The sequence below is a fragment of the Anaerorhabdus sp. genome (assembly GCF_036657415.1).
Taxonomy (GTDB): Bacteria; Bacillota_I; Bacilli_A; order Erysipelotrichales; family Erysipelotrichaceae; genus Anaerorhabdus.
This window is the reverse complement of sequence record NZ_JAVXGL010000060.1, coordinates 1-11,719: the sequence shown is the minus strand read 5'-3', so window position 1 is coordinate 11,719 and position 11,719 is coordinate 1. Positions and strand designations below refer to the sequence as shown.

14 protein-coding genes are annotated in these 11,719 nt (G+C 31.4%); 2 read left to right on the top strand and 12 right to left on the bottom strand.

The window, feature by feature from the left end; genetic code table 11:
* Nucleotides 1-61: 61 nt before the first annotated feature.
* The 12 genes from RSB60_RS08595 to ispF form a co-directional block, all read right to left on the bottom strand.
* Complete coding sequence (locus tag RSB60_RS08595) at nucleotides 62-712, bottom strand: HAD family hydrolase (protein WP_332615756.1); 651 nt, start codon at nucleotides 710-712, stop codon at nucleotides 62-64.
* 35 nt (nucleotides 713-747) lie between these two features.
* Nucleotides 748-1,083 carry a DNA-directed RNA polymerase subunit delta gene (rpoE, locus tag RSB60_RS08590; RefSeq protein ID WP_323381310.1) on the bottom strand — a complete coding sequence of 112 codons (336 nt, stop codon included), beginning with the start codon at nucleotides 1,081-1,083 and terminating at the stop codon, nucleotides 748-750.
* 103 nt (nucleotides 1,084-1,186) lie between these two features.
* On the bottom strand, nucleotides 1,187-1,564 hold the full coding sequence (locus RSB60_RS08585) for a hypothetical protein (protein ID WP_332615754.1): 378 nt from the start codon (nucleotides 1,562-1,564) through the stop codon (nucleotides 1,187-1,189).
* 152 nt (nucleotides 1,565-1,716) lie between these two features.
* On the bottom strand, nucleotides 1,717-2,931 hold the full coding sequence (locus RSB60_RS08580) for an HD domain-containing protein (RefSeq protein WP_332615752.1): 1,215 nt from the start codon (nucleotides 2,929-2,931) through the stop codon (nucleotides 1,717-1,719).
* A gap of 73 nt (nucleotides 2,932-3,004) precedes the next feature.
* Nucleotides 3,005-3,802, bottom strand: a complete 798-nt coding sequence (locus RSB60_RS08575) for a MerR family transcriptional regulator (RefSeq protein ID WP_332615750.1) — start codon at nucleotides 3,800-3,802, stop codon at nucleotides 3,005-3,007.
* A gap of 9 nt (nucleotides 3,803-3,811) precedes the next feature.
* The gene (locus RSB60_RS08570) at nucleotides 3,812-4,549 is read right to left on the bottom strand and encodes an ABC transporter permease (protein ID WP_332615748.1); all 738 of its coding nucleotides are present in this window, start codon (nucleotides 4,547-4,549) and stop codon (nucleotides 3,812-3,814) included.
* On the bottom strand, nucleotides 4,546-5,268 hold the full coding sequence (locus tag RSB60_RS08565) for an ABC transporter ATP-binding protein (protein WP_332615747.1): 723 nt from the start codon (nucleotides 5,266-5,268) through the stop codon (nucleotides 4,546-4,548). Before RSB60_RS08565 ends, RSB60_RS08570 begins: the two co-directional genes overlap by 4 nt.
* 395 nt (nucleotides 5,269-5,663) lie before the next feature.
* The gene (locus tag RSB60_RS08560) at nucleotides 5,664-7,622 is read right to left on the bottom strand and encodes an ABC transporter permease (protein ID WP_332615745.1); all 1,959 of its coding nucleotides are present in this window, start codon (nucleotides 7,620-7,622) and stop codon (nucleotides 5,664-5,666) included.
* A complete protein-coding gene (locus tag RSB60_RS08555) occupies nucleotides 7,615-8,382 on the bottom strand; it encodes an ABC transporter ATP-binding protein (RefSeq protein ID WP_323381317.1) in 768 nt (255 codons plus the stop codon). Before RSB60_RS08555 ends, RSB60_RS08560 begins: the two co-directional genes overlap by 8 nt.
* An 87-nt stretch (nucleotides 8,383-8,469) precedes the next feature.
* Nucleotides 8,470-9,444: a sensor histidine kinase gene (locus RSB60_RS08550; protein ID WP_323381318.1), complete on the bottom strand. Its 975-nt coding sequence runs from the start codon at nucleotides 9,442-9,444 to the stop codon at nucleotides 8,470-8,472.
* A 1-nt stretch (nucleotide 9,445) separates the two neighbouring features.
* On the bottom strand, nucleotides 9,446-10,120 hold the full coding sequence (locus RSB60_RS08545) for a response regulator transcription factor (protein WP_332615742.1): 675 nt from the start codon (nucleotides 10,118-10,120) through the stop codon (nucleotides 9,446-9,448).
* Between the two features lie 11 nt (nucleotides 10,121-10,131).
* Nucleotides 10,132-10,605, bottom strand: a complete 474-nt coding sequence (gene ispF / locus RSB60_RS08540; RefSeq protein ID WP_323381320.1) for a 2-C-methyl-D-erythritol 2,4-cyclodiphosphate synthase — start codon at nucleotides 10,603-10,605, stop codon at nucleotides 10,132-10,134.
* A gap of 64 nt (nucleotides 10,606-10,669) precedes the next feature.
* Here ispF and RSB60_RS08535 point away from each other — a divergent pair, with 64 nt between their 5' ends.
* Both RSB60_RS08535 and RSB60_RS08530 read left to right on the top strand, forming a co-directional pair.
* On the top strand, nucleotides 10,670-11,488 hold the full coding sequence (locus RSB60_RS08535; RefSeq protein WP_332615740.1) for a carbohydrate kinase family protein: 819 nt from the start codon (nucleotides 10,670-10,672) through the stop codon (nucleotides 11,486-11,488).
* Nucleotides 11,489-11,532: 44 nt separating this feature from the next.
* A partial coding sequence (locus RSB60_RS08530) for an AzlC family ABC transporter permease (protein ID WP_332615738.1) occupies nucleotides 11,533-11,719 on the top strand: 187 nt, incomplete at its 3' end.

Sequence of the window (11,719 nt, the reverse complement as noted above, 5' to 3'; positions counted from 1 at the left end):
TTCTCACACGCTTAGCGTGTGGTTTTTATGTTCGACTTTGTCTCACATAATAAAAAAAGTGCTAAGAGTTAAACTCTTGGCACTTTTTAATTACGTCATCAATGGTATCAACAACCATAGCTCCTGTAGGAATTAATCTTTCTTTTGTTTGATGACCATTCGCAACTAAGATACAATGTGTCCCACATTCCTTAGCACATTCATAGTCATGAATACTGTCTCCTATCCAAACAACTTCACTTGCATCTAAATTGGATTCTCTCATAAATTCCTTCGCAAGTTCAACTTTTGAATGAGCATAAATATTATCTAAACCTAATATCTTTTCAAAATACATATCACATTTGTATTCATTCGCTTGTTTTTTTAAAATATCAATTTGCGATGCAGATAATAATACATTCATAATTCCTTGATTGATATTATTCTTTAAAATATCAATCACATGTTCATGAAGATCATAGTTGAGATAACTATTTTGATAACCTTCTGTATATTCCACTGATAAATCTTCAAATGAATCTTTATCAAAGTCAAAACCAGCAGCTTCATAAACTTTAATAACTGGAAAATCAAAAATATTTTTATAATCTTCAACTTCTTTAAGTTCTGGCAAACTTCTTTTTCTTAGACAATCATTTAAAACATTGAATGAACACTCTGCATCATTCAACAACGTTCCATTCCAATCCCAAATCATTGTTTTAATCATTGTTTCACCTCTATAATAAAAGGCAGATTAACTGCCTAATATTCATCTTCAACAAGATCTCTCTTGCCATCTTCTTCATCGCCATCATCGCCAAATTCTTCATCAAAATCATCATCATCAATATCTAATATTTCGATGTGTGTTTCATTATACGAATGACGAGAGCGAAGATCCCATTTGTTATCTTCAAGCGATGTAAATCTTGTATCGAGCATAAGCTCTGTGTAAAATTGTGCAATTTTTCTTTGTTGCATCGTTGTGTCGAATCCTAATGTATCTGAAACTTCGCCCCAAAGTTTGTTGAACTCAACACCTTTTTTGCGTTTAGCTAGTACATTATGTGCAACGTCGGTCATTGATTGATAAGTCAAGTGAACTCCTCCTATACATCTAATCAATTAAAACATTTTATTTCTATTTCATGAGATATTAAATCACATCTGTTGAAGAAGTCAATATCAAATGTAAATAAAATTAATTTTTTAAAATCTTACATTCTATTTTTGTATGTAAAACTTCATCATCTCCATGCAGAACTTTATACTCTATTGTCCAATCATCATCTTGAACTACATAGTTTACTATTTCGGTATCAAACACGAGTAACCCATATTCACTTTCGACAGTCGCTTCACCACGCTGATAAAGATATAAATGTACATCCGTATTAACTTCACCGGTACGCTTAATATGAAATTCATCAGCAACATAAGTAAATGTATTTTCATTCTCATTCTCGCAAAAGAATAAACTATTTTCACTTATCAAAGCTTGTCCTTCGTAGAATACAATCTTTGTATTTTCCATACAATCTGTTTGATGGATAATGCAGTATCCTTGAGTTTGTTCCATAAAGTTCTCCTGCATTGATTATACTTAATAAGTGAATAGTGTCAAGACTATTAAATCAAAATTTTTCAACACTACATCTTGTGATATCATATACCTTTTCAAGCCTTTTATATTGCGCAATATAAAAGACAGGAGATTTTCCTGTCTTATCTTCAATCAATCGGAAAGAACATCTTCTCTTCGTTTTTATTTTCACCATGAACTAGTGAATGAACAATATTACTCGCTTCTGAAAGTTCAAGTATTTTACCATTATTCATTAATATCCAAATGGCCGATAACTCATCACCTTTATACGGTTGGTAAGGTCGCTGTTTAACTTCATCAGTTGCGAAATAATATCGTAAATCATATCCTCGTTTTGTAAGTTTATTTCTCATCTTATCAATCATTTTATTATCAATGACATCTTGATATTTAAAAAGTTTACGGTTAAGTAATCGTTTAGCTAAATCACTTGCAATCTTATCATCACTATTTGCAATACAACTAAAACCATAAAAACAAGTATTTTCATCCATAAGAAAATGGTCTTTCACTGTAATCTTTTTCTTCGATAAAAAAGCATCAAAAAGCGGTATCTCTTTCAATAATTTTGGATTCTCTTTCTTACAATCTTTTAAACGTTTAAATAAGTTCGCTAGAATAACTTCATAGCTACGTGCAGTTGGATGATAGTAGACTTGCCAATACATGTGATAACGAGCCATGATGTAATCTTCAATTGTATGAATACCCGTTTCTTTTACAACCATTTTTCCATCTTTAACTCTTATCGTCCTAAGAATTCTTTCTAGATCAAATTCACCATATTTTGTTCCAGTAAAATATGCATCTCTTAATAAGTAATCCATTCTATCGGCATCGAATTGACCACTAATCATCTGTGTAAGCAAACCGTTTGGATGTGTGTGATTAATTATCTTCGCTACAGCCTCACTTAATCCTGTATGCGTCTTTTCTATGATGCGATGAACTTCAGTATCTTCTAATAAAATTCGCTCTGTAAACTCCTCATGGTTCGTATTGCAAATAGACTCAAAGGCATGACTAAATGGACCATGACCAATATCATGAAGTAAACCCGCAAGCATTACCGCAACTTTATCCTTCTCTGAAATCGACGAACCAATTTCATTATTCTCTGTAAGCATACGTCTTACAATTTCATATACTCCTAGAGAATGTGCAAAACGAGAATGTTCAGCAGTATGGTAAACCATATATGATGCACCTAATTGTTTGATACGTCGCAATCGTTGAAATTCACGACTATTCATACATCGCCATATTACATCATATTCGATGTGTATATACCCATGAATTGGATCTCTTAACACTTTAATTTCATCTAACTTTTTAAACATGAGAAATCCTCCGTACTTTTATTTTACACTATTTCATTCAAATAAAACAAAAGAAAGGAGAAACTCCCCTCTCTTATTTTACAATTGGAATTTGAACCTCAGTTAACCACTCATTCTCATCATCAAAATTCCACATTCCATCAATATAACTCTCCCGTGGATACCCACACATTTTATACCCATTTTCTACTGCCCAGTTTGTCGCAAAAATAAACGCTAAACGAAGTCCCGCATAACTTCCTTTATGCATCACTGACACAACAGTAATTGGTTCAGTTCTTCTAAACTCAATCCCTTCTGGAGCTATACCTATTTTTTCAACTGCTTCGCAATATTCAATCTCCCAATTCGCATCATCACAAGTTTCTCCAAGATAAGATATATAACAATATTCTGGCGAAGCACATTTTAAATCTGGATTTAATTCTCTCATTGCCTCCCCAATTTCTGGTATTACTTTACTATAGTCCGCATAATCTGAAACTATCATTTTCTTTGCATAAATTGTATATGCTGGTATTTCCTTAAGTACTGCTTTATATTCCATTGTTTTCTCACTTTCTATACGATAATTTATTTGTTTCATTTGTTGATTTAATCTACTTATTTCATTTAATGTTTCTTGTCGCTTGCACATTAAAATATCTGTTTCATTTTCACCATTTATAATTTTTTTAATATCTTGAATAGAACATCCAATTTGTCGATAGAATTGGATTTCATGAAGTTGAACAAGTTGTTTCGTTGTATAATATCGATAATTTGTCATCACATCAATTTCTTGAGGTTTTAGTAAATCAATCTCATCATAATAACGAAGAGTTTTAATTGAAACCTGACCCATTTTTGCAAATTCGCCTATACGAAACATATTTTCCTCCTACTCCCATTTAAAGATTTTTATTGAGCAAACTATACTAACAATTCCTAAAACAATCAAGTAAAACATATTCATTGTAAAATCTGTATTGGGAAGATTTAGTGATGTAGTTTTCAATAATTCAATTCCAACTGACAATGGTAAGAATTGAGCTATTTCTTGTATTGCTACAGGATAGACTTCAAAAGGTATAGTTGCTCCCGATAGTAATAGCATCGGAAAGTATACTAGTGTACAAACTAAATTCGCAACTTTTTGTGTTCTACATACACTTGCCATAAATATTCCTATTCCATACATCGCAAACATCGTTAGAAAGAATGATAGAATCACTATTACTGTATTTCCTTTTATTTCAAATCCCCAACAATAATGTAGTAATAAATAAACACCAATAGCTGAAATAACTGATATACACGCACACAAGAGTGTATTAATGAATAAAATGAAACTCGGACGAATTGGAGTTATAAAAAACTGTTTTAATATCTTTTTTTCACGATAGTTGGCAATTGTTAAGGGTATCCCCATGAAAGCAGTTGCACAAATTCCTACCGTAATCAGTGATCCAAAAGAAGCATCTATAAAGGAATAACCTGCTGCTGTGAGTGTACTTCCACTTACAACGGCAATTAGTGCCACAAGTCCTAATGGCATTATAATGCCAAAGAATATTCCATCAATTGAGCGAATTGACAACAATGTTTCTATTCTTATATATGTTAGAAATTTCTTCATAGTAATTTATCCTCCCCCATATACCATAAATAAGCTTCTTCCATTGTTTTGTAAGGTGTTGCTTGAATGACTTCATCAACTTTTCCTTGTATCAAAATTTCACCATTACGAAGAAGTATTACGCTATCGCATAAAGCTTCAACTTCATCCATAAAATGTGAAGTTAAAATAATAGTTGTTCCTTTATTTTTTAATCCATTTAAATACTTCCAAATTTCCCTTCTTGCTACCGCATCTAATCCTGTTGTTAGTTCATCTAAAAATAAAACTGCTGGATCATGAATTGTCGCAAGTAGAATTGACAAACGTTGTCTCTCTCCACCTGACAAACTTTCAACTTCACGATTTTTTAAATCAAACAATGAAAATAATTTTAGTTGTGTTTCGATATCAATCTCACAGTTATAAAGAACAGCTCTTTCTTCACACTCTTCTTTTACTTTTATTTTATATGGGTAGGAAGAGTCTTGTAATTGTGCACCCACCAAGTTAAATAACTCTCGCCTTCTTACATGCATATCATTTCCTAATAATTTAATTGCCCCTCCTTTCTCTATTTTCTTTAGCCCCAAAATCATTTCGACAATTGTTGTTTTACCAGCACCATTATGACCAAGTATCCCAAAACATTCTCCTTTCTCAATTACAAATGATACATTTTTCACTACGCTTTTATTCCCGTAATGTTTAGAAATATTTTGTACATTTACTACATTCACTTTATTTTCCTCCTTTGTTTACTCATCTTAAAGTATCCAGTAATGGTAGAGTCAACACACAAGTGAATTTTAGGACTATTAGTTTTTTTGCGAATCAATAAGTGGAGGTCCTTTATGTACCTACCACAAAAAATGCTATGGCTGAACCCCTCCTAATTAAAGAAAGGGTTATTGTGGAATTTATCACCTTAATCCTTATTCTTATTTATTTATTGAAATCAAAAGATAAAGATTAAATAAAATTTAATTAGAAGGACTACGGCTATAGCAAAAAGAGAGGGAAGCACCCCTCTCTTTTCACGTGTGTTCACTGAACACTCTCCTAATTGACTACATTATATCATTTCAATAAAATTAATAAACACACGAGCTATCACTTTTATACCAATCTCTATTTATTTTTGATTTACAATATGATTATAAGTTCTTGAAGTCAATGCATATACAATCGCATAAACAGCACTGAATATCACCACTGTAAACAATGTACAATAGAAGAATAGTTCTGTATTATTCATACTTAGTGCCCCAACCATGAGAGAAATCATTTTGAAAGCAAAACCAATATGAATCGTTGCCATCACTATTGGAATAAAGAATACCATTAACACTTGACGGCGAATCGATGAAGATACTTCTTTTTGACTCATACCCACTTTCTTCATGATGTCGAAACGTCTTACATCTTCATATCCTTCAGTAATTTGTTTATAGTAAATAATTAACACTGTTGCGATTAAAAATAAGACACTTAGGAAAACACCTATGAATAGTAATGATCCATACAATTCAAAGAATGTCTGACTATTTTGAATTTTGCCATCTACACTATATTGACTTTGATAAATATCCAATTTTCCTTGTTCACGAATTTGATCAGTAATTGATGTTTCTAACTCATCATCTACATCTACATCCACCATGTATATATATTTTGTAATTACATAGTTATCACTACTGTTTGCATAAAATACATCCATGTCATTTACTATAACAACATATATTGGTGTTGCGTAGTATACGAAACTATCGATAACATTCTTATCATCTTTTATTGTTGTAACTTTGTAAGTAACATCATTAATTGATAAAGTATCTTTATCTTTAAAGTATTTCGTTTCTAGCATTAATAACTCATCATCCGCAAGTGTTATATTGTCATTGGTTAATCGATTATACTCTGATAATGATATTGTCATGATAATAACTGGATTAATGTCCTCATACTTTACTAATTTTCCATTTATATTAGAGTAGTCATATTGTGCATACTTATAGTTCGACACATTTTTCCCTACCACTTGATTTTGTTCTAATACACTATTTACTAAACTATCCGTTTCGATAACTACTTCTTCATTAGGCACTGATCTTGCAGTAACTGAAATATCTCTAACGAATCTTTTATCAACAATATCTCCTATATTAAAATAAAGTGAAAATGTTGTTGAAATCATAACCAATACACAGGTACTAAGAATGCAAATATTCGCAAGTCCTGCTGCATTTCTTTTCATACGATATATCATTCCTGAAACAGCTGTAAAGTTTTTTGTTTTATAATAGAATTTTTTATTTTTCTTTAGTGCTTTTAAAATGACAATACTGCCTGAAGTGAATAAACAGAATGTTCCTACAATTACAAGAATAACTGCCAAAAAGAATAACATAATTGCCATAACTGGATCATCAATCGATTGAGCTAAATAATACCCTGCACCTAATGTTATAAATCCAATTAAAGCTACTAACCAATTCGCTTTAGGTTCTTTTTCTCCTGCTGATTCTTGACGAATCAATTCAATTGGATTTGATTTCGCAATCATCCTGATTGTATTTAAGAATACAAGAAAGAAAATGCCAGCGAAGACAACACAAGTTAGAATAATTGATGAAATAGACAATGTAAACTCATTCGTTGCAGCTAATCCCATCAATTTAAATAATAATAATTGTGATATTTTACTAAATGCTACACCAAGAAAAAGACCAAGCAATAAAGACAATACACTCAAAATAATAGTTTCATAGCTGATAATTAGTATAATATGTTTTTTCTCTAAGCCTAAAACATTATAAACACCAAACTCTTTCATTCTTTTTTTAATCAAGAAACTATTTGTATAAAATATAAATAAAATTGAGAAAGCTCCTACAACCACACGACCAAGTAGCAGAATAACAGACATAGTTCCACCACCAACTCCTTGCAAGATTATAGCAGATGTTCTTAATGAATCAAGAATTGAGAACATCATAATTGTAATAACACATGTACAAAGATATGGAATAACAGTACGATAATTCTTTTTGATATTTTGAACAGCGAGTGAAAGATAAAGCGACTTACGCATTTCTTTCACCACCTGTGGCTAGTACTGTTAATGACTCTGAAATTTTTTGATACATTTGTTCATTTGTCATATTACCTTTGTATATTTGATGGAAAACTTCACCATCTTTTATAAATAATACACGTGCTGCATGGCTTGCTGCTTTAACGCTATGTGTTACCATTAAAATTGTTTGACCTAATTGGTTAATATCATTAAATATTTGTAATAAATGATCAGTAGCTCTTGAATCGAGTGCACCTGTTGGCTCATCCGCCAATACAATTTTAGGATGAGTAATCAATGCACGCGCAACCGCAATACGTTGTTTTTGACCACCTGATATTTCATAAGGGTATTTATTGAGGATATCCATAATTCCTAATTGTTTTGCAATAGGGGTAATTGCTTCTATCATTTCGTGATATTTCTTACCTGATAAGACAAGCGGTAGAAAAACATTATCTTTATTTGAGAATGTATCTAATAGATTAAAATCTTGGAACACAAATCCTAAATTATTTCTACGAAATGCTGACATCTCATTTTCTTTTATTTTTAAAATGCTTTTACCTGCTAATAAAACCTCTCCTGATGTTGGTTTATCTAAAGCTGCAAGAATATTCAATAGCGTTGTTTTACCTGAGCCTGATTCACCCATGATAGCTACATATTCACCTTCTTCAACAGTAAATGATACATTGGATAATGCTTGTACGCTATTCCCTCCAAAACGAGATGAATAAACTTTTTTAAGATTACTAACTTCTAATATTTTCATATTCTTGTTCCTCCTGACACTATCATCATAAGAAAAATGAGATTTCTATACCTTAATTTTGGCTTACAAAATCTCATCTTTTTCTTACTATTTTGTAAGGTACGAATCTAAACCTATTTTTACTATTGTTCCCTCTTTTACTGAAGAATCAATTTTTATAGTATGTCCTAACTTATCGCAAACCGTTTTACATAAGAAAAGTCCAATACCTGTTGACTTCTTATCAATACGTCCATTATAACCTGTAAATCCTTTTTCAAAAATACGTGGTATATCTTCTTTACTGATTCCTATTCCGGTGTCCTTAATAATAAGAACTTTCCATTCATGTGTAATTGTAATTGTTCCACCTTCCGGTGTATATTTAATTGCATTTGATAATAACTGCTCAACCACAAAACACAACCATTTTTCATCTGTGATAATTGAAAAGTTTACTGGCTCATAATTCAAATTTATTTTTTTACGAATAAAAGATTTCGCATATTTTCTTACCGACTGCTTAATTATTTGATCACATTCTATTGTTTCAAATAAAAAATCTCGGTTAGATTCTTTCATTCGAATATATTGTAAGACCATATCAACGTATTGTTCAATTTTGAATAACTGTTCTTCTAATTCTTGTTTATCAACTTGATCACTTGTTTGTAAAAGTAATCGCATTGCCGCAATTGGCGTTTTTATTTGATGCACCCACATTGTAAAATAATCATTACTGTCTGTTATACTATTGCTCAATACATATTCAAGTTCGTTTTTCTCTTTTATAAGTAACTCTATTATTTCTTGATATTCTTTTTCAAATGGATCTTTATTTTTTGGAAACTCCTCAATTTCTAATCCTTGTTTACCAATCAATTCCTGTAATTTAATTCTTTTTCTTCGATAGTAAGCATAATCAACTAAAAAAGATATTACTATGAAAATAAGACACAACAAAAATGCATATCCCACAACAAACAAATCCAAGCCAAATAAAAACAATACGATTGTTTGTATTAAAAGACATCCTAAACTAATCCCTATACTCTTTATTTTATCTTTTAAGTATGTTTTCATCTTATTCCTTGATTCGATATCCGATACCCTTCTTTGTTATAATGAATTCTTCTAATCCTGCTTCTTCTAATTTTTTACGCAAACGCGCTACGTTAACTGTTAATGTATTATCATCAATGAATTCATCTGTATCCCACAAGGCTTGCATCATTTCGTCACGTGATACATATTTATCTTTATTTTCCATTAACGTAGACATGATACGAAACTCATTCTTAGTTAAATCTATTTTTTGATTTCCATAAATAAGTGAAGTATCATTTAAATTCAACGTTACACCATGAGCCTCTAAAATAGATTGATTTGTGCTGAAATCATATGAGCGCCGTAACATTGCTTGAATTTTTGCCGTAAGTACATTTAAATCAAATGGTTTCGCAATAAAATCATCTCCACCCATATTGATAGCCATAATAATATTCATATTATCTGATGCGCTAGAAATAAATAGAATTGGTACTTTAGATGTTTTTCTTATTTCATTACACCAGTGATATCCATTAAAGAATGGTAATGTAATATCCATTAAGACTAGATGTGGATTGAATTCATTAAACTCTATTAATACATTATTAAAATCTTCAATATTTTTTACTTCATATCCCCACATACTAATTTGTTTTTGCAGGGTTTTAGTTATTACTTCATCGTCTTCAACAATTAATATCCGAAACATATTTCCCTCCGCTATTTTTCTAAAAGGACTACCGCCTGCGCCAAGACTCCTTCTTCTCTTCCAACAAATCCTAATTTTTCTCCTCGTGTTGCTTTAACACTAACTTGTGATATTTCGCAATTTAATGCATTCGCAATATTTTTTCTCATCTCATCAATATGTGGTGCCATTTTAGGTTTTTCAATCATAATTAACGAATCTATATTTCCAATCGTATAGCCTTCCTTGTTCATCAACATTTTTACTGCACGTAATAAATCCAAAGAATTTGCACCTTTATACCGTGGGTCTGTATCAGGAAAATGTTTTCCTAGATCACCCAATGCTAAAGCTCCTAGAATAGCTTCAGCAATCGCATGTAATAGTGCATCCGCATCACTATGTCCTTCTAGTCCTTTTGTATGTTCTATCTTAACTCCGCCTAAGATTAAATCTCTTTCTTCTACTAAACGATGTATGTCACTTGATTGACCAATTCTTATCATTTTTCCACCTCTTTTTTCAATTATATCATGATTTATGTTATCATTAGACAAAGAGGTAAAAACTATGAAAAATATTCTTTTGATTGGTACTTCAATGCAAGACTATATTTTTATGGCTGAAGAAATTCATCCTAGTCATTGTAATAAAGGGACTTTTACATCTAATTTTGGTGGTTCAATGCACAATGTAAGTTATAACTTAGGATGTCTTGGCTGTAATCCTATTTTTATTACTAAGATAGGAAATGATTCAAAAGCCACAGAGCTTCAAGATGAACTTAGTCTACTTGGAGTGGAGCTCCATACGATTCTTGTGGATAAACCTACACCTGTTTTCCAAAGTATCCACGCTGATAATGTGCAATATTTTTTATCCTCTATTACTCCTGATTTCTTATTCAATGAACAAGATTCAATTGATTACAGTTTATTTAATGATTCATTCGCAATTACTGATCAAATGAATGAGAAATTCTTATATGATTTATTTCATAATACATCTTCTACGCGATGGATCATCAGTGGATTTATTCCCTCTGTGGAGTTACTTCGTTATATTGAAGGTATAGTAGTAAATGTTGACGAATTTGAAGAAGAAAAGATGGATTTCAGCACCGGACTTCAATGGGTCATAGTAACCGAAGATAAAAATGGTGCGACTCTTTATACACGTGATGGCAAAGTTCCTATTAAGACAAACATAATAGAAACAAATAATGACATCGGAGCTGGTGATGCTTTCCTAGCTGGATTACTTTATGGATTAGTTAGAAATTTGACACTTATTGATAGTATCCAACTTGCTCATCGTGCTGCTCAAATTATTCTTCAAACACCTACCGCTATTAGTAAGGAACTCCAAAAACTCAAATCAGAAAATTAAAGACATTCACGCGAGTGTCTTTCTTATCATATCGGAGATAGCCTATGAAAAATGAAAAAATAGAACAATTTAAATTATCATTAAAAACTGCATTTCCTCATACTCTTCCAGTATTAACTGGATTTTTAGTCTTAGGAATGGCCTATGGGGTCCTTATGCAAACAAAAGGTTATTCTGCCATTTGGGCTGTACTCATGAGTGCCATTGCATTTTGTGGAAGTATGCAATTTG

Coding starts and splice junctions, on each gene's coding strand:
- RSB60_RS08595 (WP_332615756.1), bottom strand. CDS start 712: ATGATTAAAACAATGATTTGGGATTGGAATGGAACGTTGTTGAATGAT.
- RSB60_RS08585 (WP_332615754.1), bottom strand. CDS start 1,564: ATGGAACAAACTCAAGGATACTGCATTATCCATCAAACAGATTGTATG.
- RSB60_RS08580 (WP_332615752.1), bottom strand. CDS start 2,931: ATGTTTAAAAAGTTAGATGAAATTAAAGTGTTAAGAGATCCAATTCAT.
- RSB60_RS08575 (WP_332615750.1), bottom strand. CDS start 3,802: ATGTTTCGTATAGGCGAATTTGCAAAAATGGGTCAGGTTTCAATTAAA.
- RSB60_RS08570 (WP_332615748.1), bottom strand. CDS start 4,549: ATGAAGAAATTTCTAACATATATAAGAATAGAAACATTGTTGTCAATT.
- RSB60_RS08560 (WP_332615745.1), bottom strand. CDS start 7,622: ATGCGTAAGTCGCTTTATCTTTCACTCGCTGTTCAAAATATCAAAAAG.
- RSB60_RS08555 (WP_323381317.1), bottom strand. CDS start 8,382: ATGAAAATATTAGAAGTTAGTAATCTTAAAAAAGTTTATTCATCTCGT.
- RSB60_RS08550 (WP_323381318.1), bottom strand. CDS start 9,444: ATGAAAACATACTTAAAAGATAAAATAAAGAGTATAGGGATTAGTTTA.
- RSB60_RS08545 (WP_332615742.1), bottom strand. CDS start 10,120: ATGTTTCGGATATTAATTGTTGAAGACGATGAAGTAATAACTAAAACC.
- ispF (WP_323381320.1), bottom strand. CDS start 10,605: ATGATAAGAATTGGTCAATCAAGTGACATACATCGTTTAGTAGAAGAA.
- RSB60_RS08535 (WP_332615740.1), top strand. CDS start 10,670: ATGAAAAATATTCTTTTGATTGGTACTTCAATGCAAGACTATATTTTT.